Below are 24,133 nucleotides of genomic sequence, written 5' to 3' on the forward strand. Positions count from 1 at the left end.
GGTGCCGACTGAGTGCGGCGCGGGCTGAGCTCAGCCGGCGGTCGCGGTGGGGGACTCCTCGGCGTCGAGATCGCGGGGGAGGCGGCGGCGCGGGCGCCAGGCGACCGTCGCGATGAACACGCCGGCCACCACGACGGCACCGCCCACGAGGTCGCCGACGGCGGGCACCTCGCCGAGGATGAGCCACGCGCTCGTGAAGCCGGCCACGGGCACGAGCATGGAGAACGGCGCCACCCGGCTCGACGGGTTGCGCTTCATGAGGGCCGTCCAGATGCCGGTTCCCACCACGGTGCCCAGGATGCTCGTATAGGCCAGGCCGAGAACGGCCGGAAGCGCCTCGATCGTGAACACCGTGCCGAGCGCCTGCCCGATCTCGGCGGGCCCCTCCACCAGCAGCGACAGCGCGAGCATCGGCAGCGGCGGCACCACCGACATCCACAGCGTGAGCCGCAGCGGGTTCTCGGGGCGGGCCTGCCGGCTGCAGATATTGCCGAACGCCCAGCCGAGCGCCCCGCACAGCGTGAGGATGACCGGCAGCAGCGCCGAGACGCCCGCCCGTTCGGCGGCGATGATGCCGAGCCCCGCCACGGCCACCCCGATGCCGATGCCCTGCACGAGACTGAGCCGCTCGCGCAGCCACACCGCCGCGAGCACCACGGTGAACGGCGCCGACGCCTGCAGAACCAGCGAGGCCAGCCCGGGTGGCATGCCCGCATCCATCGCTGCGAAGAGGAACGCGAACTGCAGGATGCCGAAACCGAGACCGTAGCCGAGCAGCCAGCGCAGCTTCACGTTCGGCCGCTTCACGAACAGCAGCGTGGGGATCGCGATCACCGCGAAGCGGAGCGCCACCAGGAAGAACGGCGGGAAGTGCTCGAGCGAGAAGTGGATCGCGACGAAGTTCACGCCCCACAGCACCGCCACGAGCACGGCGAGGAGGCGGTCACGGGCGGGCACCCCTCAAGCCTCGCCGTCGCCGGCTCGCGCCACAAGCGAGCGTCGCTTCACCCTGCCTGTGGCGGAGCTTGACAGTCGGGTGCCCTGCGCGGCCCCGCGCTACTTGCCGTGCTCGGCGAGGATGGTGTCGAGGTCGATGCGCGAGAGCACGCCCGCCCAGTCGAAGGCGCGGGCCGCCTCGATCGCGTGGTCTTCGGCCAGCACCTTGCCCGAGCGCTCCACGGTCACCCCGGCGGGGGCCGCGGCGTTGACGATGCGGAGGATCTCGTCGTTCACCGCCTCCGGGTCGAAGTCGGCGCCGTAGCGCGCGTAGACGTCGGCGTTCACGGTGTAGGGCAGGACGGTGATCTCGGTGTGCGTCACCTGTCCATCATCGCCCCTCGGGCTCTCCCGCGGTAGCGGTGTGGGTGGTGGCGGGTGGGCGACCCGGGCGGGATGCGCGGAATGCGCGGGCGGATGCGCGTGCCGGGCGGACGCGCGGCCGGGCGAGCCTAGACTCGTGCGGTGAGCAGATCGTCGCGCGTCGGAGCCGCGGCACCGCCCTGGGTGGCCGTGCTGCTCGACACCGCACTGGTCGTCGTGTTCGTCGCCATCGGCCGACGGTCGCACGACGAAGACGCGGCGTTGCTGGGCTTCCTGGTGACCCTGTGGCCGTTCCTGGTGGGCGCGCTCGCCGGCTGGCTCGTGGCCGCCGCGCTGAGACGGCCGCTCGCCGCCGTCGTGCCGTCGGGGCTCGTGGTCTGGGGCGCATCCGTGCTTCTCGGCATGGTGCTGAGGGTGCTGTCGGGCCAGGGCGTGCAGCCGAGCTTCGTGCTGGTGACGGCCGTGGTGCTCGGGGTGTTCCTCGTGGGCTGGCGCGCGGTCGCGTCACTGGTGCAACGGCTTCGCGGGAGGCGCTCAGCCGCGTGAGCCTACGATGGCGCATGCGTTCGAAGCTGTGGGCCTCGGCGGCCGGTCTGGTCTCGGCCGCGGTGGTGCTCGCGGTCGCTGAGATCGCCGCCGTGGTCGCCGGCGCGGAGACGAGCCCGCTGTTCGCCGTCGGCTCCTTCGTGATCGACCTCGCGCCGGCCGGCGTGAAGGAGTTCGTCATCGCCCTGTTCGGCACGGGCGACAAGGCCGCCTTGCTCGTGCTGCTCGGGCTCGTGGTGGCGGCGCTCGCCGTGGCCGCGGGGCTGCTCGAGCGTCGTCGCCCACCGTTCGGCGTGGTGGTGCTCGTGGCCGTCTCGGGCGTCGCGGTGCTCGCGGTCACGACGCGCGCGGGTGCTTCGGGCTTCGCGGCGGTGCCGACCGTGCTCGGCATGGTGGCCGGTGTGCTGGTGCTGCGGATGCTCATCGGCCGGCTCGCGGCGTGGGAGCGCGCGGAGAGCGTGGAGCGTCTCTCCCCCTCCGTCGGCACCACGGGCCCGTCGACGCAGGCGCGGCTCGACCGCCGGCGCTTTCTCGGTGCCACCGGCGTGGCCGCGGTGGCCGCGGTGTTCGGCGGGGTGCTGGCACGGAGCATGAACGCCACGGCGACCGCGGTGAGCGCCGTGCGCGAGGCCATCACGCTCCCGGTCGCCTCGACCGCCGCCCCGGCCGTGCCCGCCGGCGCCTCGCTCGACGTGGCGGGCATCACGCCGTACGTCACCGGCAACGACTCCTTCTACCGTATCGACACCGCACTGCAGGTGCCCCAGGTGGACTCCTCGAACTGGGCGCTGCGCATCACGGGCATGGTCGAGCAGGAGATCGAGCTCGGCTACGACGAACTGCTCGCGCTCCCGCTCGAGGAGCACCTCGTGACCCTCGCCTGCGTCTCGAACGAGGTGGGCGGCGACCTCATCGGCAACGCGCTCTGGCTCGGCTACCCCATCCGGCTGCTGCTCGAGCGGGCGAAGCCGCTCGCCGGTGCCGACATGGTGCTCTCCACGAGCACCGACGGGTTCACCGCAGGGTCTCCCCTCGAGTCGCTCACCGACCCCGACCGGGTGGCGTTGCTGGCCGTCGGCATGAACGGCGACCCGCTGCCGGTGGAGCACGGCTTCCCGGTGCGGATGGTCGTGGCCGGCCTGTACGGCTACGTCTCGGCCACGAAATGGGTGGTGGAGCTGAAGGTGACCCGCTTCGCCGACGCCGAGGGGTACTGGACACCGCGCGGCTGGTCGGCGCTCGGCCCCATCAAGACCGAGTCGCGCATCGACGTGCCGAGCGCCGGGGCCTCGGTAGAGGCGGGCACGGTGGCCGTGGCGGGGGTGGCCTGGGCCCAGCACACCGGCATCACCGCCGTGGAGGTGCGCATCGACGACGGCGAGTGGAGTCCGGCCCGCCTGGCCGACACGGCGGGGGTGGACACCTGGGTGCAGTGGGTCTACGAGTGGGACGCCCCGAGCGGCGAGCACATGATCTCGGTGCGCGCGACCGATGCTTCGGGCTACACCCAGACCTCGGCCGAGGCTCCTCCGGCTCCCGACGGAGCCACGGGCTGGGACTCGCACAGAGTGATCGTGACCTGAACGATGCCGAAGCGGCGTCCGGCCTGGGCCGCACGGGTGGACCCTGCTGATAGTCTGCGGCCACAGCCCAGGAGATGAGAGTGCCCGGGGCGGTTCCAAGGGGGTGCGGTGGTGGGATCCGAACGGGCCTCCGGCCGGCCCGCGCACATCGTCGCCGTCCCGTCCCCCGCGGCCGGGCCGCAACCGGGTGAAAGCCTCGGTGGCATCCTCGAGTCGGGCACCGCGCATCCGCGCCTCGACCGCCTTGGCGCCCGTATCGCCGGCGCCCCCCGTCTGCCGCGCCTGCTCGTGGACCGGCCGCGATTGACGAGCCTGCTCGACTCGCCGTCGCCCCTCGTGGTGGTGCAGGGCATGGGAGGCGCGGGCAAGACCGTGCTTCTCGCCGACTGGGCGCGGCGAGTCCCGCCCGAGGGCGGGGCACCGCAGAACGGGGCGTGGGTGCCGATCCGCCGACGGCATCCCTCTCGGCAGAGCTTCTGGGCCGAGGTCGGCCAGGGCCTGCTCGACGCCGGGATCGTGGGCGCAGGCTCCCCGGCGGCCGAGCTCGGCGTCGCGTTGGGGAGCTCCACCGACCCGCGTTCCACGATCGTGCGGGCCTTCGCGGCCGTCGACCAGGGTGTGCATCTGGTCATCGACAACTATGAGCGGGTCGTCGATACCGAGGTGCATCTCGACCTGATCGAGTTGCTCGAGTTCGACGAACGGATGCGCGTGACCCTGGCCACGCGGTCGATCAGCCGTCTCGAGCACGACCTCGCGTCGTTGCGCGTCGACACCGACGTCATCCCGGCCGCCGCCCTCCGTTTCACCGAGGCCGAGATCGCCGAGTTCCTCACCCTCGGCGGGGCGTCCCCCGCAGCGGCCTCTTCGTCGGGGGCGCTCGTCGACTCCATCCAGCACACCACCGGCGGGCTGGCACTGCCCGTGCGCGCGGCCGTCACCGCGTACCTGGCGGGAGGCGATGTGATCGGCCCGGCGAGCGTGCGTCTGCCGCAGGCACTCATCGGATACGTCGCGAGCACCGTGGAGGGTGAGAGCGAGGGGGACGGCTTCCGCGAGTTCCTCACCCGCATCGCCGTGCCCGAGGGGGTCACCGCCGAGCTCGCCGAGACGCTCTCGAACGACCCTGCCGTGCGCCAGCATCTCGCGGTGGCCGAGGCGAGGGGCCTCGGGTTGTGGTCGACGGAGGAGGGCGAACGGGTCTTCCATCTCTCTGCCGTCGTGCGCGCTGCGCTCCGCGACGAGATCGCTGCTCAGGCGCCGGCCCACCTGGCGGAGCTCCGACGGCGCTACGCGATCTGGGCCGACGAGCACGGCCGGCCGCTCACCGCGCTGCGTGCGGCCGTCGAGGGAGGCGACCTCGAGCTCGCCTCCCACATCGTGCTGCGCGACTGGGCGGTCCTGGTCGAGAGCGAGCTCGCCGCGACCGTGGAGGTGCTCTCGGTGCTGCCGCTCGGCCGCATCCGCCAGCAGCCGCTGCTCGCCATGATGCTCGGCATCGGTCTCACGACGCTCGGCGAGTCCGCGATGCGGGCGATCGACCTGTTCACCCTGGCGATCGCCGCGTCTCGAGTGAGGGGGTCGCGCTCGGGGTCGGTGGAACGGTTCGTCCTGCTCGTGGGCGAGAGCACCGCCTACCGGCTGACCGGGCGCTTCGAGCAGGCCGGGCGGTCGGCGGAACAGGCGCTGCGGCTCTACGACGAGCTCGCGCCCGCCGACCGCGACGAGCTGAGCCGCAACGCCCACGTCCACCTCGGCCAGCTGGGGCTCTCGATGCTGTACTGGGGCGACGGGGCACGGGCGCTCGAGGCCTTCTCGTCGGCGTATGCCTCGGCGAGCCATCTTCCGCAGCAGCGAGCCCGCATGCACCCCCTCTCGCTCATGGCGGGAACCCTGGCCATCTCGGGCGACCTCGCCCGGGCCGAAGAGCTGGTGCGCCGGCTCGACGCCGCCCACTGGCCCGACGGCTGGCGGTCGGGCTACATCGGGGCCTATTACCATCTCGCGCGCGGGCTGCTCGCCGTGCAGGCCTTCGACTTCGACGAGGCCACGCGGCAGCTCGCCGCGGTCGACGGGGCGCGGTCGTCGGAGCATCGAGCCGTGTTCCTGCTGCTGCAGGGGCAGATCGACCTCGGCACCGGCCGGCACCGCGCCGGCAGCATCGAGCTCGAGCTGGAGCTCGATGCCACGCGAACACCCGAGTTCGCGCGCGTGCACGCCGACGCCTTGCGCGGGGTGCTCGCGATCGAGTTCATCGCCTCGGGCCGCACCGCGAAAGCGGAGTCGGTGCTGGCGGCGGGCTCGATCGACGCCCCCATCATCTGCCTGGCGCGGGCGCTCATCGCCCTGCTGGCCGACGACGCCTCCGAGGCGCTGCGGCTGCTCAACGGCATCAAGCACCGACCTGGCGCGTCGCAGCACATCGGTGCGGCACTCAGCTGGGCCCGCGCCGCCGTGTTCCTCCGGCTCGGCAGCGAAGAGGTGGCCATCGACATCGCCATCGAGACGGTGGCGCTCGTGGAGCGGCTCGGGCTGCCCTTCTCGGTGCTCTTCCTCCCCAGGGTCGACCGCGATGCGTTGCTCGAGCTCGCCTCCCGTCGTGGGGTGCACGAGGTGGTCGACTTCTTCGCATCCGTCTCGGAGCGACCGTCTTTTCTGCCCGACTCGCTGGAGCGCGTGCGGCTCACCGAGCGCGAGTCGGCTGTGCTCGTGCAGCTCCTGGATACCGGGAGCGCCGCCGAGATCGCCTCAGCGCTGTTCGTGTCGGTGAACACCGTGAAGTCGCAGTTGCGCAGCCTCTATCGCAAGTTGAACGTCACCTCGCGCGAGGAGGCCCTCATCGCGGCGGCCGAGCTGGGGCTGCTGGCCGGCTGAGCGGGGCTCACCCGATCAGCGACGGCCGCAGGTCGCGCAGGGTGCGGTGGCGGGTGAGCCGCCGGGCGCCGAGGTACGACACGAGCAGGGCGCCGACCAGCCAGAAGAAGAGTGCCCCGGCGTCGGCTCCGGCCATCTCGAGGTTGCCCCCGTACATCAGCTGACGGATGCCATCGACGGCGTGACTCATCGGCAGCACCTGGTGCAGCACCTGCAGCGGGCCGGGCAGCGTCTGCCACGGGAAGGTGCCGCCCGCGGTCACCAGCTGCAGCACCATGAGCACCAGGCCCAAGAACTGGCCGACGCTGCCGAGCAGGATGTTGAGGGCCAGGATGATCGTGGCGAACGTCGCCGAGGTGAGCGCCATGAAGCCGAGCATCCCCCACGGGTGCTCCACCTGGTAGCCGAGCGCGAGGGTGATGATGCCGAACACCACCACCATCTGGATGGCGCCGAGAACGGCGGGGGTGGCCCAGCCTGCGGTCGTGACGGTGAACGGGCGCTTGAGCGCGGTCACCGCGCGGCGCGAGAGCGGCTTGACGATGAGGAAGAGCGCGTAGATGCCGATCCAGGCGGCGAGGCTGATGAAGAACGGCGCCATGCCGGCGCCGTAGTTGCTCGCCTTGGTGACCGCGCTGGTGTCGAGCGCCACCGGGTCGGAGATGGTCTGGGCCGAGGCCTCGCGCTGCTCGGCGGTCTGGTTCGGCACGTCGTCGAGACCGGCGGCGAGGCCGTCGCGCAGGGTGCCCGCGCCGCTGTCGATCGAGTTGAGGCCGCTGCTGAGATCGGCGCTGCCCTGGCGGAGCTGCTGCATGCCGGTGCTGAGGTCGAGGGCCCCCTGAGCCACCTGCTGCAGGCCGCCGCTCAACTGCGACGAGCCGGCGGCGGCGGAGGCGATGCCGTTCGTGAGGGCGGGAGCGCTGTCGGCGAGCTGCTGGGTGCCGGCCGCGAGCTGGGCGCTGCCCGTGGCGAGCGCGCCGATCTGGGCGTCGGCCTCCTGCACCTTCGCGTTGCCGTCATCGATCGCGGTGCCTACCTCGTCGAGCCGCGCCAGCACGGCGGCCTTCTGCTCGGGCGTGAGCGAGGAGGCGTCGAGGATGGCGACGATCTCGGCGCGGGCCGCGGGAACCTGGTTCACCGCATCCTGAACCGCGACGGCCACCTGGTCGGCGGTCGTGGCCAGCTGGGCGTTGCCCGCGGCCACCTGCTGGGCGCCGGCATTGAGCTGCGCGGTCTGCGAGGGGAGGTCGGCCGAGCCGGCTCGCAGCTGCTGCAGCCCGGCGTCGAGCTGCTGAGCGCCCACGTTCGCCGAGCCCGAACCCTGAGCGAGGGAGTAGGCGCCGTCGCTCGCCGTGGCGATGCCCGCCGCGAGCGTCGCCGCGCCCTCGGCGGCCGTGGTGGTGCCGTCGGCGAGGGTGGTGGCGCCGTCCACGGCCTCCACGAGGTTGCTGCGCACGGTGGCGAAGCCGTTCAGCAGGGTGAGCGCGGCCTCCTTGCCCACCCGCTCGGTGATGCTCGCGCGCACCTTCTCGGCCACCTGGCCGGCGATGGTGGTGGCGAGGAAGCTGTTGGTGTCGTTGGTGGTGAGCTGCACCACGGCCTGGGTGGGGGAGTCGCCGCTCGCCGAGGTGAGCGCGCTCGAGAAGTCGGGTCCGAGGGTGAGGATGAAGTCGAACTCGCCGTCGCGCACGCCCGCGGCCGCCTCTTCGGCGGTGGTCACGTGCCAGCCCACGCTCGCGTCGTCGAGCAGCTGGTCGCGCACCTCTTCGCCGTAGTTGACGGCCTTGCCGTCGAGGGTCGACCCGGTGTCCTCCACGACCAGGGCGACGGGCACGTCTTTGAGGCTGCCGTAGGGGTCGTTGTTGGCCCAGAGGTAGAGCCCGGCGTAGAGCACGGGCACGAGCATGAGCGCCACGAGCGCCAGGCGGGCCATGCCGGTGGCGGTGAGGCGCCGCAGCTCGGTGGCGACCAGGTGGAGGATCTTCATGCGTCGGTCTCCAGAGCGAGGGAGTCGTTCGGTTCGAGGAGTGCCAGCAGCTCGGCGGAGGCGGCGCCGGTGACAACCAGCACGGCCACGTCGCGGGAGGCGAGGTCGTGAGCGATGGCGTTCCAGACGAAGGGGGAACCGCCGTGGCGGTCGGGTGAGGAGAGCACCAGCGCCTCGACGCCCGGGCGGGAGAGCGCGAGCTCGGTGAGGAGACGGATGCGGAGGGCGGGTGGGACGTCGCGCACCGGGATGCGGGCGAGCTGGGCCGGGGTGCGGTCGTCGATGTCGCCGTCGACGTCTCCCTCGACGGTCAGGCCGAGCTCGCGGTTGGCGTGCAGCGCATCCGTGATGGCCTGCTCGACGGCGCGGCGGCCGGAGGGGCGGTTCGCGTAGGCGAGCTCCTCGCGGAGGACCGTCGCGAGGGCGAGGTCGGGGGCGGGCTCGCTCACCTCGGGCGCGTCGACCAGGGCGACGCGGTCGCGCAGCGGGGCGGTGGCCGGCGCACCGTCGAGGGTGACCGAGCCGGAGTCGGGGTGCATGCGGCCGGCCGCGATGAGCGCGAGCACGACCGGCTGGTCGCCCTGCTCGGCGACCGCCACGGTGACGGCACCCGACTCGTAGGAGAGGGTGGTGGACGGCAGGGGGACGCCGTTCTTGCCCTTGGTGATGCCGATCGCGTCGATTCTCATGCGTGTTCCCCGTCCCGTTCATCCCACTCGTCCAGCAGCGCCGCGGTGTCGCGCCACGACAGTCCCGCCACCGACAGCCCGACCGACATCACCAGGCGCCGGCCGTCGTTCTCACCCAGGTCGGAGCGCACGGCCTCGTCGAGCACGGCGATGGCCGCGTCTTCCACGAGCCGCGCGAGCGACTCGACCGACAGGTCGGGCCGGAACCAGCCGGCCGCGATCCCGTCGCGGGCGGCCTCGCGCACCGCGGCGCGCACCGGTCGCAGGGCGTCGGCGACGGTGCGTTCGAGCGGGCCGTGCAGGGCGAGCTGGGCGATCACGCGCACCTCCTGCACCTCCTGCCAGAGCGCGGCCCCGATCAGGGCGAGCCGCCGGCGGGGGTCGTCGTCGCGCACCTCGGCCACGGCGGAGGAGATGCGGGCTCCGCCGCGGGTGAGGAGCTCGGCGAGCAGCTCGTCGCGCGAGGCGAAGTGACCGTAGAGCGCGCGGCGGGAGAGGCCCGCCTCGACGGCCACCGCATCCAGCGACGCCTCGGGTTCGCGCCGGAACACGCTCGACGCGGCGCGCAGGATCGCCTCGCGGTTCTCGGCCGCGTCGCGCCGCGGGGCGCGGGCTCGCGTGTGCAGGGTCGTGCTCGTCACTCCGCGATCGTACTAAAGTGCACACAGCTGTGCAAGTTAGCGTTCACCGCGTCATCGCCGGCCGAGGGCTCAGATGCCGATCGACAGCCGCACGCCCTCCATGACGCGATTGAGCAGATATCGTGGCGTCTTGCCGACCGGGTAGGGATCGAGGAACTCGCGGCTCACCGGGCCGAGCTGGGAGACCACCGCGACCGAGTCCTTCTCGAGTCCGGAAGCCTCCGCGGGCAGCAGCACGTTGCCGGGGAAGGCTTCGAGCCCAGTATTGGGGGTGAGGGGAACCACGGTCACCGTGCTGATCGTGGTCTCGAGCAGCCAATCCTCCTGCAGCACGATCGCGGGCCGCACCTTCGCCGGCTCGGACCCTCGGGGGGTTCCGAAGTCGACCCAGACGATGTCGCCGCGCGCGATCACCACTCGGTGCCGGCCTGGATGCGCGCCTGCGACTCGGAGAGGAACGCGCCGTCTCGGCTCGGCTGACCCGCCCGCTCGATCGCGGCGTTGGCGAGGGCCGTGAGCTGCTTGTCTCCCTCGAGATCGTCGGCGAACCTGCTCGCGGCGACGCGGAAGAACTCGGACCGGTTCATGCCGTTGCGAGCCGCCACGCGATCGAAGCGCTCGAAGTCGCCGTCTGAGAGGGAGATCGCTGTCTTCATGCGCTCAGTATAACGAGTTATACCGGCGGACTCCAGGGTCACGTCAGGCGGCGGATGAGGTGCAGCTCGACGTCGTCGCCGACGGCCTTGCCGAGCTTCTTGCGCAGGGCGGCGCTCACCGAGACCATGTGGCCGCCGCGACCGGTCGGCATGAAGCCCGAGGTAAAGGGGATGCCGTCGATCGTGCCCTCGATCTTCACCGAGCGGCCGGTGCCGAAGAACTCGGCCGAGCCGCGCATCTCGACGCAGCTCCACGTCTCACCCTTCACGTCGACGCCGATGGGTGCTGTGAAGCGATGGTCGAGGTCGTGGGGCGGAGCCGGCGCGTCGGTCATGTTCCGACGGTACGGGAGGATGTGTACGATGTCCACATATCGCGCGAGTGCTGTCGTGAGGCGAGCGGATGCGCGGTGGGCGCGGCGAGGAAGAGGGTGACGGTCGTGATGGAGCGGACGGTCTCGAAGGACGGCACGTCGATCGCCTACCAGCGGTCGGACGTTGGCGCCGAGGGTGGGGCGGCGATCGTCTTCGTCGGCGGGGCGTTCAACCTCCGCGACACCTGCCTCCCGATCGCCGAGTTGCTCGCCCCCGAGGGCATCGCGACGGTGGTCTACGACCGCAGGGCCCGCGGCGACAGCGGCGACATCCGGCCGTACGCGATCGAGCGCGAGATCGACGACCTCGCCGCGGTCATCGATCTCGTCGGAGGGCGCGCATCCGTGTTCGGTTTCTCGTCGGGCGGCGTGCTGGCGCTGGCCGCCGCCGCGGCGGGCGTGGGGGTCGACCGGGTGTTCCTCTACGAAGCACCGTTCCGGTTCGATCCGGATGCGCGGGCGCAGCTCGACCCCGGGCTCCCCGCGAGACTCCAGGCGCTCGTCGACGACGGCCGCCCGGGTGACGCGGTGTCGCTGTTCCAGCGCGAGGGCATCGGATTGCCGGCCGAGGTGGTGGAGCAGATCAAACACGCCCCGTTCTTCCCGGCGCTCGAGGCGATCGCCCAGTCGGTCGTCTACGACGCCACGATCACCACCACTCTGGCGGTGCCCACCCGGGAGATGGTGGCGGTCACGACCCCCGTGACCGTGATGCGCGGCGAGCGCACCTGGCCACTGCTCGAGTCGGCCGCCGAGGAGCTCGTGCGCCTGCTGCCCGGCGCCCGCCTCGAGGTGATCCCGGGCGCCGCCGACCACGGTCTCCCCGCCGAACCGCTCGCCGCCCATCTCCGCGCGGCCCTCGCTCGCTGACGCTGGGCGCGGACGCCGTCGCCGCCGCTCCGGCCGTCACGGGGTGTGGGCGAGACCCCAGAGGCGCTGCAGCGTGAGCTCGTCGAAGCCGTCGTCGGCGAGGTCGGAGGCGCCGTGCACCTCAGCGTGCAACTGCTCCATCCGATCGTCGAGCGCCGCCGCCGACGCCGCTGCGGCAGCGAGCTCGGCGCGCAGCCGCTCGGGCACCTCGCCGTCGTACTTGTAGAAGATCTTGTGCTCGAGACTCGCCCAGAAGTCCTGCGCCACCGACCGGATCTGGATCTCGACCGCCAGCGGCAGCGCCCCCGACGAGAGGAACACCGGCACCTCGACGATGGCGTGCAGACTCCGGTACCCGTTCGCCTTCGGCTCGGCGATGTAGTCCTTGATCTCGAGCACCCGCAGGTCGTCCTGCGCCGTGAGCGCCTCGAGCACCCGGTAGCAGTCCTGGATGAACGAGCACGTCACCCGCACTCCCGCGATGTCGCGGATCGATGCCCGGATCGCCTCCGCATCCGGTGCGCAACCCTTGCGCAGCACCTTCTCGATGAGGCTCTTCGGCGACTTCACCCGCGACTTCACGTGCTCGATCGGGTTGTAGCGATGCAGGTGCAAGAACTCCTCGCGGAGGATCATCACCTTCGTCTCCACCTCGGCCACGGCGAAGCGGTGCTCCATCGAGAGCCGCTGCACGGTGTCGCGCAGGCCCACCGCGAAGGCGAGCATCTCCTGGGTGCCGACGGCGGGGCGGGTGGCGAGGGTGCCGGCTGGTGCGGCGCTGACGTCCATGAACCCAGTCAACCGTGGCGCTCTTGCGGTCTCCGGGGCGGTGCCTGGGATGCGCCTGAGAGTCAGCGGGGCAGGCCCAGAACCCGCTCGAGGTACGGGTTGCGAAAGCGGCGCCCGGGATCGAGCTGCTCGGCGAGCTCCGCGAAGCGGCCGAGCGTCGGGTAGCGCGCCGCCACGGCCCCGCCGTCGAGCGCGAACCACTTGCCCCAGTGCGGCCGCGGCTCGAACGGCTCCAGCGCCGCCTCCACCACGGGGAGCAGCTCGCGCACCGCCTCGGGGTGGTTCTGCCAGGTGAAGTGGATGCCGACGCTCGCCGCACCCCGGGTGGGGCTCAGCCATTGCCCGTCTCCCGCGACCGTGCGCACCTCCGACACGAGCAGGTGGGGCCGGATGCGCGACGCCAGCGACCGCACCGCCTCCAGCGCGGCGGGCGCGACGGAGCGGTCGACGAAGTACTCGGTCTGGATCTCGTCGCCGTTCGACGGGGTGGCGTCGATGCGGAAGTGCGGCAGCCGCTCGCACCAGGGGCCCTCCACCCCGCCCTGCACGGTCGTGTTGTCGTGCCCCTCGTCGGCGGGTGACATCACCTTCGCGCCGGCGGAGCGCGCCCCGAACCAGCCGGCGTCCGCATCCACGGGCCCGTCGTCGACGCGCGACTTCACCCACACCTGGTGCACGCCCGAGTCCCGCCAGTCGGTGAACAGGCTCACGCTGTAGGCGCCGCCCATCACCTCGTCGAAACGGCCGAGCGCGGTCTCCCAGGGCAGGTCGAGGTACACGTCCTGCCGCATGCGATAGCTGGGCCGGATGCGCAGGGTGAGCCGGGTGGTGACGCCGAGGGCGCCGAGGGCGATGACGGCACCGCCGAACCGCTCGTCGCCGTCGTCGATCCGCACGAGCGATCCGGTGCCGTCGATCAGCTCGACTCCGACCACCGCGGCCGACAGGTTGCGGTTGCGGTCACCCGAGCCGTGGGTGCCGGTCGCGACGGCGCCACCGACCGAGATGTGCGGGAGCGACCCCATGTTCTCGAGCGCCCAGCCGGCCGCCTCGAGGTGCGTGGCCAGCGTGGCGTAGCGGGTGGCGGAGGGTACGGAGACCGTGCGGGCGAGGGGGTCGATGCGCAGCTCGCGGTCGGCCTCCGCGTCGAGCGCTTCGAGACTGAGCAGCACTCCGCCGTCGCCCGGGTCGGCGAGGTCGTTGAAGGAGTGCCGTGACCCGAGGGCGCGCACGCGCCGGGACGCCGCGACCACCTCCTGCGCCTCGGCCACCGATCTCGGCTCGACGAGCGCGCCGGCGGCGAAGCGGTGCGTGCCCGCCCAGTTCGATCCTGGCCAGTTCGATCCTGGCGAGTTCGATCCTGGCTGCATCCCGGCTCCTCTTCGCGCCTGTCTCGGCCTGCCCGGCCTACCTGCCTGCTTACTTTGCTCGCCCGGCGCTACGCCGTGCGGCCGGTGCCGTGCACCGCGTAGGGCTCGATCGCGGCGATCTCGTCGGCGTCGAGCGGTGCCGCGTCGAGGGCGGCCACGTTCTGCTCGAGCTGGGTCACGCTCGAGGCGCCGATGAGCGCCGAGGTCACCTGCGGGTGCCGCAGCACCCAGCTCAGCGCGAGCTGCGCGAGCGTCTGCCCACGGCCCGCGGCGATCTCGTTGAGTGCCCGGGCGCGGCCGAGGTACTCCTCGTCGATGCCCTTCTGCGAGAGGAAGTGCGAGGTCGCCGCCCGCGAGTCGGCGGGCACGTGGCCGTCGAGGTAGCGGTCGGTGAGCAGGCCCTGCGCGAGCGGTGAGAAGACGATGCTGCCGGCTCCCACCTCGTCGAGCACGGGCAGCAGCCCGTCTTCGATGTGGCGGTCGAACATGGAGTAGCGGGGCTGGTGGATGGTGAGCGGGATCTTGTGCTCGGCCAGGATGCGCGCGGCCTCCCGGGTCTGCTCGGGCGAGTAGTTCGACACGCCCACGTAGAGCGCCTTGCCGGAGTGCACGGCGGTGGCCAGCGCCCCCATGGTCTCGTCGAGCGGGGTGTCGGGGTCGAAGCGGTGGGAGTAGAAGATGTCGACGTAGTCGAGGCCGAGACGGCCGAGGGACTGGTCGAGCGAGGCGAGCAGGTTCTTGCGCGAGCCCCACTCGCCGTACGGCCCGGGCCACATGTGGTAGCCGGCCTTCGACGACACGATGATCTCGTCGCGGTAGGGCCCCAGGTCTTCGGCGAAGATGCGGCCGAAGTTCGTCTCGGCCGAGCCGGGGGGCGGCCCGTAGTTGTTCGCGAGGTCGAAGTGGGTGATGCCGAGGTCGAAGGCGCGGCGCAGGATGGCGCGCTGGGTGTCGATCGGGCGTTCGTGCCCGAAGTTGTGCCAGAGGCCGAGGGAGAGGCCGGGCAGGAGCAGTCCACTGCGCCCCGAGCGCTTGTAGACCATGGATTCGTAGCGGGCATCGGCGGCGATGTAAGTCACCCCTCGATCATGGCACGCCCCGCGCATCTCATGTTCACGTCACCATGGGGCGGATGTCCCCCTTGCGGGGGTGGCTGAACCGGTCTAGGGTTCTTCTAAACCGGTTCAGAGTGGAGCGAGGAGGTGGATGACGTGAATCAGGCCGTGAACCCGAAGCCCACCATCACCGACGTCGCCCGCGCGGCGGGGGTGAGCAAGGGCCTCGTCTCCTTCGCCCTCAACGACCGGCCGGGCGTCTCCGCCCGCTCGCGCGATCACATCCTGCGGGTCGCCCGCGAGCTCGGCTACCGCCCGAGCGTGAGCGCGCGCTCCCTCTCCACCAGCACGTCGTACGCCTGCGGGCTCGTCATCGCCCGCGACCCCGAGATCATCTCGGCCGACCCGTTCTTCCCGTCGTTCATCGCCGGGGTCGAGCGGGTGCTCGTCGCCGAGGGGCGGGCCCTCGTGCTCAGCGTGGTCGGCGGAGACGAGCACGAGGATGCGGTCTACCGCACCCTCGCTGCCGACAAGCGGGTCGACGGGGTCTTCCTCACCGACCTGCGGCGGGATGACCCGCGCATCCCGCTGCTCGCCGAGCTCGGGCTCCCCGCCGTCACGCTCGGCCGCACCCCCGGCTCGCCGTTCCCGGCCGTCGCGCTGGACGACACCCCGGGCACCGCCGCGGCCACGCAGCACCTCATCGAGCAGGGGCACCGCCGCATCGCCCACGTGATCGGCCCGCTGCGCATGATGCACGCCCAGCGCAGGCACGCGGCCTTCGCCGCGACCATGGCGGCGGCCGGGCTCGATGCCGGGCTCGTCGAAGAGACCGACTTCACCGCGGCCCACGGCGCCGCCGCGACGGCGCGGCTGCTCGATCTCGCGAACCCGCCCACCGCGATCGTCTACGACAACGACCCGATGGCCATCGCCGGTCTCGGTGTGGCCCACGAGCGGGGCCTGCGGGTGCCGGGCGATCTCTCGATCACGGGGTTCGACGACTCCGAGATCGCCCGCTACGTCTACCCCGCGCTGACCTCGGTGCGGTCCGACCCTCAGTTGTGGGGCGAGGCGGCCGCCCGGTCGCTGCTCGCGGCCATCGCCGACCGTGACCCGGTCGCCGACGTCGACCTCCCGCCCGCGCACCTCGTGGTGCGCGCCTCGACCGGCCCGGTCTCCACCGGGCCCTCCCCGTCCGGCCCCGCGCCCACCGGCGCGCGCGCCTGAGAACCGCGGCCCCGGCCGCCACCGAAAGGAGCACCACCGTGCACATCCGCAAGGCCTCAGCGACGAGGCCGCCTGAGGGCATCGCCCCGCACGCACCCCGCCCATCCGTCACCCGTTCCGCCCGGCGCTCCGCCGGCCGCACCGTCGCGGTCGCCGGCGCGCTGGCCGCCTCGCTCGTGCTGGCCGCCTGCTCGGGCGGTGGCGGCGGTTCCTCCGACGACCTCACGGCCACCGGCCCCATCACCATCTGGTACTCCAACAACGAGGCCGAGGTGACCTGGGGCAAGCAGATGGTCGAGGCGTGGAACGCCGAGCATCCGGATGAGCAGATCACCGCCCAGGAGATCCCCGCCGGCAAGTCGAGCGAAGAGGTGATCGGCGCCGCCATCACCGCGGGCAACGCGCCCTGTCTCGTGCTCAACACGGCTCCGAGCGCCGTGGGACAGTTCGAGAAGCAGGGCGGACTCGTCGACCTCTCGAGCTTCCCCGACGGCGCCTCCTACATCGAGGAGCGCTCCGGCGCGCTCGCCGAGCAGTACCAGAACGCCGACGGCGACTACTTCCAGTTCCCGTGGAAGTCGAACCCCGTCGTCATCTTCTACAACAAGGCCCTGTTCGCCCAGGCCGGCCTCGACCCCGAGAACCCGGCGCTGTCGACCTACGACGACTTCCTCGCCACCTCGAAGGCGCTGGTCGACGCCGGGGTCTCGCCCTACGCCATCCAGCCGGCTCCCACGAGCGAGTTCTACCAGATGCAGTTCGACTTCTACCCGCTCTACGCGGCGGCCACCGGTGGCTCGCAGATCGTGGAGGACGGCGCAGCAACCTTCGCCGACGACGCCGGCTACGAGGTGGCGCAGTTCTGGCGCGAGCTCTACGACCAGAAGCTGGCCGGCCAGGAGATGTACCAGGGCGACGCCTTCGCCGACGGTCAGGCCGCGATGGCCATCGTGGGCCCGTGGGCCATCTCGGTCTACGGCGACATGGACTTCGGTGCCGTTCCGGTGCCCACCCCCGACGGCACGCCGGCCGACGAGACCTGGACCTTCAGCGATGCGAAGAACATCGGTCTGTTCTCGGCCTGCGAGAACAAGGGCACGGCCTGGGAGGTGCTGAAGTTCGCCACCAGCGAGGAGCAGGACGGCGCCTTCCTCGAGGCCACCGGCCAGATGCCGCTGCGGCAGGACCTGCCGACCGTCTACGCCGACTACTTCGCCGCGCATCCCGAATACGTGCAGTTCGGCGACCAGGCGAGCCGCACCGTCGAGGTGCCGGCCGGGCCCAACACCGTCCAGATCATGCAGACCTTCCGCGACGCGTGGAGCAAGGCCGTGATCTTCGGCGAGGGAGACGTCGACACCGCACTCGACGACGCCGCCGCGAAGATCGACGACCTGGCCTCGCAGCCCTAGGAGTCACCATGAAGCGCCTCCTCGGGCGCCAGCCGCTCGGGCTGCTGTTCAGCTCGCCCTACCTGGCGTTCGTGATCCTCGTGTTCGCGTTCCCCATCGTCTACGCGGTGTGGATCTCGTTCCACGACTTCTTCTTCGCCGCTCCGGGGGCGGAGCCCGACCGGCCGTTCGTGGGGCTGGACAATTACGTCTACGCCTTCACCAACGACCAGGTGCTCCGCTCCTTCGCGAACGTCGGGGTGTTCCTCGTCATCAACGTGCCGCTCACGGTGGTGCTGTCGCTGCTGCTGGCCTCCGCCCTCAATCGGGCGGTGCACGCCCGCACCTTCCTGCGGGTGAGCTACTACGTGCCCTACGTCACGGCGAGCGTGGCGGTGGTGGCGGTGTGGCTGTTCCTGTTCAGCGGCAGCGGCCTCGTCAACACGATCCTCGGGCCGCTCGCGCCCGACCCGTCGTGGCTCATCAACGAGCAGCTCGCCATGCCGGTGATCGCCCTCTACGTCACCTGGAAGCAGCTGGGCTTCTACATCCTGCTCTACCTCGCGGCGCTGCAGAACGTGCCCAAGGAGCTCTACGAGTCGGCCGCGACCGACGGCGCCGGGCGCATCCGTCAGTTCTTCGCGGTGACGGTGCCGGGAGTGCGGCCGGCGACCCTGCTGGTGCTGCTCATCTCGACCGTCACCGGGGCGAACCTCTTCACCGAGCCCTACCTGCTCACCGCGGGCGGCGGCCCGAACGGGGCCTCCACCTCGCCGGTGCTCATGATGTACCAGCTCGGCATCCAGCAGGGGCAGCCCGACGTGGCCGCGGCCATCGGCATCGTGCTGGTGATCGGCGTGCTCGTCATCGCCTTCATCCAGAACCGCTTCGTGGGGGAGAGGGAGTCATGACCAGACGCGGCGCCGTGCTGAGGTACGTCGTGCTCTTCGCGGGCGCGATCGTGTTCCTCTTCCCCTTCTACTACATGGTGATCGGGTCGTTGCAGAAGGAGACCGACCCCACCCTCGCGGGTGCCTTCCCGAACCCGGCGAACCTCACCCTCGACAACTACGTCAACGTGAACGAGCGCATCGACCTCGTGTCGGGCCTGGTGAACTCGGGCATCTTCACGGGCGGAGTGCTGCTCGGCACGGTGGTGTTCGGCGTGCTCGCGGGCTACGCGCTCGCCATGCTGCAGTGGCGCGGGCGCAACGCCACCTTCGCGCTGGCGCTGCTGGTGCAGGTCATTCCGTTCCAGCTGCTGCAGATTCCGCTCTACGTGCTGATCGCCCGCGACTACGGGCTGAGCGACACCCACCTGGGCATGATCCTGCCCTTCCTCATCAACTCGACGGCGGTGATCATCTTCAGGCAGTACTTCTTGCAACTGCCCAAGGAGCTGTTCGAGGCGGCCCGGATCGACGGGGCGGGCGAGCTGCGCCTGCTCTGGAGCGTGGCCCTGCCCCTGGTGCGCCCGGCGCTCGTGACGGCCGTGCTGCTCACCTTCATCGGCCCGTGGAACGAATTCCTCTGGCCGTTCCTCATCACCAAAGACGCCTCGATGCAGCCCCTGGCCGTGTCGCTGGCGAACTACATCTCCACGGTCGCAGCGTCGACCGACAACCCCTTCGGCGCGATCCTCGCCGGCGCGGTGGTGCTCGCGGCCCCGGTGGTCGTGCTGTTCATCGTGTTCCAGCGGTACTTCGTGTCGAGCGACCTCGGATCGGGAGTGAAAGGATGACCATGACCCCCACCACCAGCAGCAGCACCGCCGGCGCAACCGGCGCCACCGGCACCGTGTCCACCGAGGTGCCCTACCGCCTCGAGCGGGCCGGCATCGTGATGGAGCCGGAGCCCGGCAGCGAACTCGAGGCCGAGGGGGTGCTGAACCCCGCCTCGGGCCGCGGCACGGACGGCGAGCTCTACCTGCTGCCGCGGCTCGTGGCCTCCGGCAACGTGTCGCGGGTCGGCCTCGCCAGGGTCGTCGTGGAGGGTGGTGTGCCGACCGGAGTCGAACGGCAGGGCGTCGTGCTCGCACCCGACCGGGAGTTCGAGCGGGGCGCCCACAACGCGGGCGTCGAAGACCCGCGGGTCACGTTCATTCCGTCACTCGGCGCATCCGGTCTGCACCTGATGACCTACGTCGCCTACGGTCCGCTCGGGCCGCGGACGGCGCTCGCCGTGTCGGACGACCTGCGGTCGTGGCGCCGCCTCGGGCCCGTCACCTTCGCCTACGACGACGAGCTGTCGATCGACCTCGGGCTCTTCCACAACAAGGACACCGTGTTCTTCCCCACCCCGGTCACGGCCCCCGATGGCACGCCGTCGTACGCGGTGCTGCACCGGCCGATGTGGGACCTCGGCGAGACCAAGCCGGGCGAGGGCGTGCGGCTGCCGGCGGGGGTGACGGATGCGCGTCAGAGCATCTGGATCTCGTACGTGCCGGTCGAGGCCGTCGCGCGCGACCTCTCCGAGCTCACGCGCTGGACGAGGCACCGCTTTCTCGCCGGCCCCGCGTTCCCGTTCGAGGAGCTCAAGATCGGTGGAGGACCGGCGCCGCTGCGGGTGCCAGAGGGCTGGCTGCTCATCCACCACGGCGTGACCGGGGTGATCGACAGCGCCTTCTCGCAGCAGCAGAAGGTGAACTACGCGGCGGGAGCCCTTCTGCTCGACGCCGACGACCCGTCGATCGTGCTGGCGCGCACGGCGGAGCCGCTGCTCGCCCCCGAGACCGAGGAGGAGCGCAGCGGCATCGTGCCGAACGTGGTGTTCCCCACCGCGATCGAGGAGATCGACGGGCAGCACTTCGTGTTCTACGGCATGGCCGACTCCAAGATCGGGGTCGCGAGACTGCTGCACACCTGAGGCATCCCACCCACCACCCCCTTCTGGAAGGCGCTCGACGATGAGAAACCTGTCCTTGCGGCTCGCGGCGGCCGCCGCATCCGTCACCCTCGTGCTCGGAGGAGCGGGGGTGGTGGGGGCGTCGGCGGCGGCCGCTGCACCTGCCGCGCCTGCTTCGCCCGCTGCGCCTGCGACCGACACTGCCGCGCCCCTCACGAACCTCGACCACCTCGACTTCCTGCTCGACGAGGTGTCGCCGGGCACCGTCGAGGGTCACACGAGCTACCGCCTCGACACCGAGCCCTCGCTCACCCTGCCGTGGACCTATGCGGATGCGCGCGACGGAGGCACCTTCGAGCGTGTCGGCGGCGGCCCGCTCGACCCCGAGACCGGCGACTACGCCCAAGGTGCCTTCAACAGCGACGACGTGGCCCGGGCGGCCGTCGTGTACCTGCGTGCCTGGCAGCAGGGCGATCCCGCTGCTCGTGACAAGGCGTATGAGGTTCTACGCGCGCTCGCCTACTTCCAGACCGACTCGGGTGAGGATGCGGGCAACGTGGTGCTCTGGATGCAGCCCGACGGCGAGCTCAACCCGAGCGCCGAGCCGGTGGAGCTGCCCGACCCGAGCGACTCCGAGGAGAGCTACTGGCTGGCGCGCACCCTCTGGGCCTTCGGCGAGGGGTGCGCGGCGTTCCGCGACACCGATCCCGAGTTCGCCGCGTTCCTGCAGGAGCGGCTGCGGCTCGGGGTCGCCGCCGTCGACCGGGAGGTGCTCGTGCGCTACGGCGAGACCGTGCAGGCCGACGGCGTCGAGGTGCCGGCGTGGCTGATCGTCGACGGGGCGGATGCGACGGCCGAGGCGGTGCTCGGGCTGAGCGCCTACGTCGCGGCGGCTCCCGACGACGACGCCGTGCGCGCGTCTACGGCCAAGCTCGCCGAGGGGGTCGCGGCGATGGCCGCCACCACGGCCACGCCGGCCGCCGCCGAGTCGTGGCCCTACGGGGCCGCGCTGCCGTGGGCGCAGTCGCGGTCGATGTGGCACGCCTGGTCGTCGCAGATGTCGGGGGCGCTCGCCCGCGCATCCGTCGCCCTGGGTGAGCCCGCACTGCTGGAGCCCGCCGTCGTGGAGTCGGCCCGGTTCGCGCCCACGCTGCTCGCCGCCGGCGGGCCCGACAACGGGTGGTACCCCACCCCCACCGAGACGGTGCAGATCGCCTACGGGGTGGACTCGCGGGTGCAGAACCTGCTCGCGACGGCCGATGCCTCGGGCTCAGGCGGCTTCGACGAGCTGGCGGGGCTGCAGGCCGCCTGGTACTTCGGACTCAACCCGGTGGGCGAGCCGATGTACGACCCGGTGACCGGGGTGACGTTCGACGGCATCCAGCCCGACGGGTCGATCAACCGCAACTCGGGGGCCGAGTCGACCATCCACGGGCTGCTGTCGATGCTCGCGCTCGACGCGCATCCCGAGGTGGCGGCGCTGGCGAACTCGGTGAGCGTGCTCGACTCGCGATCGGGGCTGTCGGTGGTGCAGGCCGAGGACGCGGTGGTGACCGACGGCGAGGTGGTGACGCCGGAGTCGAGTTGGACGGAGGAGTCGTCGTGGAACGGGGCGGTGCTCGAACTCGAGGCGGGGGAGAGTGCGACGTTCGGGCTGGATGCGGCGGAGGAATCTCGTTCGCGCGGGAGCGGGTCGGCGGGTGCAGGCCACGGTGCAGCGGCGGGCGAACTGCTCGGCGCGGTGGCGGATGCGGTGGCGGGCCTCCGGATCGTGGAGCCGGTGACCTGGCACGTGGAGAGCGGATCGGAGACGACGCCGGTCACGCGATGGACGGCCGGGCGACTGCCGCTCGGCACGATCGAGTCGGAGGTGGGCGCGCAGGGCATCACGCCGGTGCCGGGAGCGCTGCTGCCCGTTCGGCTGCCGGTGCCCGTACCGGCCGGCGCTCCGGAGGTGCGCGTGACGGCGACCGACGGCACCGCGCAGCTGGACGCTCTGCTCGTGCGGCCTGCGGTGGCGACCTTCGCGGCCTCGGGTGAGCACGCGGCGGTGCAGCTCGTGCAGAACGGGCTGCGGACGCCCGTGCCCGTGCGTATCGGGCCCGCCGATCGGGAGGCGACCGTGCACGTGTACGACTCGTCGGGCGTGCTCGTGCGCGAGGTGCAGACCTCGGGGCCGCGGACGCTGGTGCTGCCGCCGTCGGGGTTCGCCGTCGCGCTCGGGTGACAGCTGAGGCGCGGGGGCCGAGCCGCCGGTGCGGGACCGGCTCGGCCCTCGCGCTAGCGTGGAATCATGCGTGCCGAGCAGCTCACCGATCCGATCACGTTCCACGGCGAAGGTGCCGTCTGGCACGAGGCGTGGGGCGGGCTGAAGCTCGTGGACATGTTCGCGGGCGACGTGCTCTCGCTCGCACCCGACGGCGCGGTGACGCGGCTGCACACCGGCTCGCTGATCGCGGCGATGGTGCGACCCCGCGCATCCGGTGGCTTCGTGGTGGCGACCGAGCGGGCGTTCGAACTCTTCGATGCCGACGGTGAGCGGGAGTGGAGCTCGGGGCCGGTGATCGCCGAAGGTTTCCGGATGAACGAGGGGTCGTGCGATCCGTTCGGGCGGCTGCTCTGCGGGTCGCTGCAGTACGGGTTCGCCGACGGGGCGGGCACGATGTACCGCCTCGGTGCGCCCGGCGAGCCGGTGGAGGCGCTCTTCGGCGGGCTCACGATCACGAACGGACTGGGCTTCACCGGCGACGGCTCGCTGGCCTTCTACGCCGACACCCCCACTCGCCGCATCGACGTGTTCGACGTGGATGCGCGCGGCGAGCTGACCTCGCGGCGCCCCTGGGTGCACCTGCCCGAGGGCGTCGGCAACCCCGACGGCCTCTGCGTCGACTCCGCCGGTGGTGTGTGGGTGGCGCTCTACGACGGCTCGGCCGTGCACCATTACGACGCCTCGGGCGCCCTCGTCGAGGTGGTGGAGCTGCCGGTCTCGCGCGTCACTTCGTGCACCCTCGGCGGCCCCGATCTCCGCACCCTCTACATCACCACCTCGCGCGAGAACCTCCCCGCCGACGCCGAACCCGAAGCCGGCGCCCTCTTCACCACCCGCGCCGACACCCCGGGCCTCCCCACCCTCACTTTCGCGGCCTGAGCCTCCGGGCCCGCCCGCGTGTCTCTCTCGGCCCGCTGGCGCATTCGGCGTCGCGCGGGGGGTGCACCCGTCCGAGCTGCCTTGGTTCAGCAGCCGGCTGACTCTTGCCCGTGCTCGTCGAGGGTCTTTCGGATGCGCTGCGCGGCTTCGTAGGGCGTCTGCGCGTCGGGGAACCCGACCGCGTTCGCGGCGGTCATGTCGGCTGACGCGGCCACTGCTCCCCAGCTCTCGGCGAGCTGGGCGGAGGTCTCGCCGAGGAAGTGGATGTCCACCTCGATCTCGGCCGGCCACGAATTCTCGAGGAAGACGTCGGCGGCTGCATCGAACGCACTCGACGCGGACGCCGCCACAGGTGCGAGTTGGGCGATGTCGTTGGTGTCGAGTGCCTCATAGAGCTCTTCACGAGCGGCGTTCGTCGGGCAGACGGCCTCGGCGTAGAGCGAATTCGCCCTGACCCACTGGGCATCGCCGGTGTCCGCGGCGGCATTCGTGGGGGACGGCTTCGGCGCGGCCTCGGATGGACGTGCGACCTGCGTCGGTGCGATCGTGCACCCTGCCACCGTGAGCGATGCGCCCACCACCAGTGCGCCGAACATGGCCACTCTCCCCGTCACAGCCACGGCTACCCCCTCGAATCTCATTCCCCAGCCCCCACCCTCCCATACCCACCGATCGACCGGTCACGAAATGCCCCCTCATCCAGCGCAGGTTCTAGCGGTGTGTGCAACGCCTGACGATTGAGGGGTGTTGATGATGGCGTATTTCT

23 protein-coding genes are annotated in these 24,133 nt (G+C 71.6%); 11 read left to right on the forward strand and 12 right to left on the reverse strand.

Features of this window, described 5'->3' with window-relative positions; translation table 11 throughout:
• Window positions 1–30: 30 nt before the first annotated feature.
• Complete coding sequence (locus N1031_RS04985; RefSeq protein ID WP_259478485.1) at window positions 31–957, reverse strand: EamA family transporter; 927 nt, start codon at window positions 955–957, stop codon at window positions 31–33.
• A gap of 99 nt (window positions 958–1,056) precedes the next feature.
• Window positions 1,057–1,320 carry a hypothetical protein gene (locus N1031_RS04990; protein ID WP_259478486.1) on the reverse strand — a complete coding sequence of 88 codons (264 nt, stop codon included), beginning with the start codon at window positions 1,318–1,320 and terminating at the stop codon, window positions 1,057–1,059.
• Between the two features lie 141 nt (window positions 1,321–1,461).
• On the opposite strand from N1031_RS04990, the gene N1031_RS04995 reads away from it, so the two are divergent.
• The 3 genes from N1031_RS04995 to N1031_RS05005 all read left to right on the forward strand — a co-directional run bounded on the left by N1031_RS04995 (window position 1,462) and on the right by N1031_RS05005 (window position 6,323).
• Window positions 1,462–1,866, forward strand: a complete 405-nt coding sequence (locus N1031_RS04995) for a DUF3054 domain-containing protein (protein ID WP_259478487.1) — start codon at window positions 1,462–1,464, stop codon at window positions 1,864–1,866.
• A gap of 14 nt (window positions 1,867–1,880) precedes the next feature.
• The gene (locus N1031_RS05000) at window positions 1,881–3,449 is read left to right on the forward strand and encodes a molybdopterin-dependent oxidoreductase (protein ID WP_259478488.1); all 1,569 of its coding nucleotides are present in this window, start codon (window positions 1,881–1,883) and stop codon (window positions 3,447–3,449) included.
• Window positions 3,450–3,557: 108 nt separating this feature from the next.
• The gene (locus N1031_RS05005; protein ID WP_259478489.1) at window positions 3,558–6,323 is read left to right on the forward strand and encodes a helix-turn-helix transcriptional regulator; all 2,766 of its coding nucleotides are present in this window, start codon (window positions 3,558–3,560) and stop codon (window positions 6,321–6,323) included.
• Between the two features lie 7 nt (window positions 6,324–6,330).
• Here N1031_RS05005 and N1031_RS05010 read toward each other — a convergent pair whose 3' ends face one another.
• The 6 genes from N1031_RS05010 to N1031_RS05035 form a co-directional block, all read right to left on the reverse strand.
• Window positions 6,331–8,310, reverse strand: coding sequence for a YhgE/Pip domain-containing protein (locus tag N1031_RS05010; protein ID WP_259478490.1), 1,980 nt, complete (start codon window positions 8,308–8,310; stop codon window positions 6,331–6,333).
• Entirely contained in the window at window positions 8,307–8,999 is a 693-nt protein-coding gene (locus N1031_RS05015) for a hypothetical protein (protein ID WP_259478491.1), read from the reverse strand. Before N1031_RS05015 ends, N1031_RS05010 begins: the two co-directional genes overlap by 4 nt.
• Window positions 8,996–9,640, reverse strand: coding sequence for a TetR/AcrR family transcriptional regulator (locus N1031_RS05020; protein WP_259478492.1), 645 nt, complete (start codon window positions 9,638–9,640; stop codon window positions 8,996–8,998). The genes N1031_RS05015 and N1031_RS05020 overlap by 4 nt, the downstream gene beginning before the upstream one ends.
• Before the next feature lie 69 nt (window positions 9,641–9,709).
• Complete coding sequence (locus N1031_RS05025; RefSeq protein WP_259478493.1) at window positions 9,710–10,057, reverse strand: type II toxin-antitoxin system PemK/MazF family toxin; 348 nt, start codon at window positions 10,055–10,057, stop codon at window positions 9,710–9,712.
• Complete coding sequence (locus N1031_RS05030) at window positions 10,051–10,296, reverse strand: ribbon-helix-helix protein, CopG family (protein WP_259478494.1); 246 nt, start codon at window positions 10,294–10,296, stop codon at window positions 10,051–10,053. Before N1031_RS05030 ends, N1031_RS05025 begins: the two co-directional genes overlap by 7 nt.
• A gap of 38 nt (window positions 10,297–10,334) precedes the next feature.
• A complete protein-coding gene (locus N1031_RS05035; protein ID WP_259478495.1) occupies window positions 10,335–10,631 on the reverse strand; it encodes a DUF1905 domain-containing protein in 297 nt (98 codons plus the stop codon).
• Window positions 10,632–10,739: 108 nt separating this feature from the next.
• Between N1031_RS05035 and N1031_RS05040 the strand changes: the two genes are divergently transcribed.
• Window positions 10,740–11,540: an alpha/beta fold hydrolase gene (locus N1031_RS05040; RefSeq protein ID WP_259478521.1), complete on the forward strand. Its 801-nt coding sequence runs from the start codon at window positions 10,740–10,742 to the stop codon at window positions 11,538–11,540.
• A 36-nt stretch (window positions 11,541–11,576) separates the two neighbouring features.
• On the opposite strand, the gene N1031_RS05045 is transcribed toward N1031_RS05040, so the two are convergent.
• The 3 genes from N1031_RS05045 to N1031_RS05055 form a co-directional block, all read right to left on the reverse strand.
• The gene (locus tag N1031_RS05045) at window positions 11,577–12,329 is read right to left on the reverse strand and encodes a GTP pyrophosphokinase (protein ID WP_259478496.1); all 753 of its coding nucleotides are present in this window, start codon (window positions 12,327–12,329) and stop codon (window positions 11,577–11,579) included.
• Window positions 12,330–12,391: 62 nt separating this feature from the next.
• Window positions 12,392–13,699 carry an FAD-binding protein gene (locus N1031_RS05050; RefSeq protein ID WP_259478497.1) on the reverse strand — a complete coding sequence of 436 codons (1,308 nt, stop codon included), beginning with the start codon at window positions 13,697–13,699 and terminating at the stop codon, window positions 12,392–12,394.
• Between the two features lie 68 nt (window positions 13,700–13,767).
• Complete coding sequence (locus N1031_RS05055) at window positions 13,768–14,778, reverse strand: aldo/keto reductase (protein ID WP_259478498.1); 1,011 nt, start codon at window positions 14,776–14,778, stop codon at window positions 13,768–13,770.
• A 123-nt stretch (window positions 14,779–14,901) separates the two neighbouring features.
• On the opposite strand from N1031_RS05055, the gene N1031_RS05060 reads away from it, so the two are divergent.
• The 7 genes from N1031_RS05060 to N1031_RS05090 all read left to right on the forward strand — a co-directional run bounded on the left by N1031_RS05060 (window position 14,902) and on the right by N1031_RS05090 (window position 23,367).
• A complete protein-coding gene (locus N1031_RS05060) occupies window positions 14,902–15,984 on the forward strand; it encodes a LacI family DNA-binding transcriptional regulator (RefSeq protein ID WP_259478499.1) in 1,083 nt (360 codons plus the stop codon).
• Between the two features lie 161 nt (window positions 15,985–16,145).
• Window positions 16,146–17,396 carry an extracellular solute-binding protein gene (locus tag N1031_RS05065; RefSeq protein ID WP_259478522.1) on the forward strand — a complete coding sequence of 417 codons (1,251 nt, stop codon included), beginning with the start codon at window positions 16,146–16,148 and terminating at the stop codon, window positions 17,394–17,396.
• Window positions 17,397–17,404: 8 nt separating this feature from the next.
• Window positions 17,405–18,286, forward strand: a complete 882-nt coding sequence (locus tag N1031_RS05070; RefSeq protein ID WP_259478500.1) for a carbohydrate ABC transporter permease — start codon at window positions 17,405–17,407, stop codon at window positions 18,284–18,286.
• Complete coding sequence (locus tag N1031_RS05075; protein WP_259478501.1) at window positions 18,283–19,116, forward strand: carbohydrate ABC transporter permease; 834 nt, start codon at window positions 18,283–18,285, stop codon at window positions 19,114–19,116. Before N1031_RS05070 ends, N1031_RS05075 begins: the two co-directional genes overlap by 4 nt.
• Before the next feature lie 2 nt (window positions 19,117–19,118).
• On the forward strand, window positions 19,119–20,240 hold the full coding sequence (locus N1031_RS05080; protein WP_375163606.1) for a glycoside hydrolase family 130 protein: 1,122 nt from the start codon (window positions 19,119–19,121) through the stop codon (window positions 20,238–20,240).
• A gap of 40 nt (window positions 20,241–20,280) precedes the next feature.
• Entirely contained in the window at window positions 20,281–22,446 is a 2,166-nt protein-coding gene (locus tag N1031_RS05085; RefSeq protein WP_259478502.1) for a hypothetical protein, read from the forward strand.
• Window positions 22,447–22,512: 66 nt separating this feature from the next.
• On the forward strand, window positions 22,513–23,367 hold the full coding sequence (locus tag N1031_RS05090) for an SMP-30/gluconolactonase/LRE family protein (protein ID WP_259478503.1): 855 nt from the start codon (window positions 22,513–22,515) through the stop codon (window positions 23,365–23,367).
• Between the two features lie 86 nt (window positions 23,368–23,453).
• Here the strand turns inward: N1031_RS05090 and N1031_RS05095 are convergent, their stop codons facing one another.
• A complete protein-coding gene (locus N1031_RS05095) occupies window positions 23,454–23,963 on the reverse strand; it encodes a hypothetical protein (protein WP_259478504.1) in 510 nt (169 codons plus the stop codon).
• Window positions 23,964–24,133: the final 170 nt, after the last annotated feature.

Origin of the sequence: Herbiconiux moechotypicola (assembly GCF_024979255.1) — a bacterium.
Classification (GTDB): Bacteria; Actinomycetota; Actinomycetes; order Actinomycetales; family Microbacteriaceae; genus Herbiconiux; species Herbiconiux moechotypicola.

Excerpts from the sequence above, each read along its gene's own strand:
- N1031_RS05000 (WP_259478488.1), top strand. The coding sequence starts at position 1,881 with ATGCGTTCGAAGCTGTGGGCCTCGGCGGCCGGTCTGGTCTCGGCCGCG.
- N1031_RS05010 (WP_259478490.1), bottom strand. The coding sequence starts at position 8,310 with ATGAAGATCCTCCACCTGGTCGCCACCGAGCTGCGGCGCCTCACCGCC.
- N1031_RS05015 (WP_259478491.1), bottom strand. The coding sequence starts at position 8,999 with ATGAGAATCGACGCGATCGGCATCACCAAGGGCAAGAACGGCGTCCCC.
- N1031_RS05030 (WP_259478494.1), bottom strand. The coding sequence starts at position 10,296 with ATGAAGACAGCGATCTCCCTCTCAGACGGCGACTTCGAGCGCTTCGAT.
- N1031_RS05035 (WP_259478495.1), bottom strand. The coding sequence starts at position 10,631 with ATGACCGACGCGCCGGCTCCGCCCCACGACCTCGACCATCGCTTCACA.
- N1031_RS05040 (WP_259478521.1), top strand. The coding sequence starts at position 10,740 with ATGGAGCGGACGGTCTCGAAGGACGGCACGTCGATCGCCTACCAGCGG.
- N1031_RS05045 (WP_259478496.1), bottom strand. The coding sequence starts at position 12,329 with ATGGACGTCAGCGCCGCACCAGCCGGCACCCTCGCCACCCGCCCCGCC.
- N1031_RS05050 (WP_259478497.1), bottom strand. The coding sequence starts at position 13,699 with ATGCAGCCAGGATCGAACTCGCCAGGATCGAACTGGCCAGGATCGAAC.
- N1031_RS05070 (WP_259478500.1), top strand. The coding sequence starts at position 17,405 with ATGAAGCGCCTCCTCGGGCGCCAGCCGCTCGGGCTGCTGTTCAGCTCG.
- N1031_RS05075 (WP_259478501.1), top strand. The coding sequence starts at position 18,283 with ATGACCAGACGCGGCGCCGTGCTGAGGTACGTCGTGCTCTTCGCGGGC.
- N1031_RS05080 (WP_375163606.1), top strand. The coding sequence starts at position 19,119 with ATGACCCCCACCACCAGCAGCAGCACCGCCGGCGCAACCGGCGCCACC.
- N1031_RS05085 (WP_259478502.1), top strand. The coding sequence starts at position 20,281 with ATGAGAAACCTGTCCTTGCGGCTCGCGGCGGCCGCCGCATCCGTCACC.
- N1031_RS05090 (WP_259478503.1), top strand. The coding sequence starts at position 22,513 with ATGCGTGCCGAGCAGCTCACCGATCCGATCACGTTCCACGGCGAAGGT.
- N1031_RS05095 (WP_259478504.1), bottom strand. The coding sequence starts at position 23,963 with ATGTTCGGCGCACTGGTGGTGGGCGCATCGCTCACGGTGGCAGGGTGC.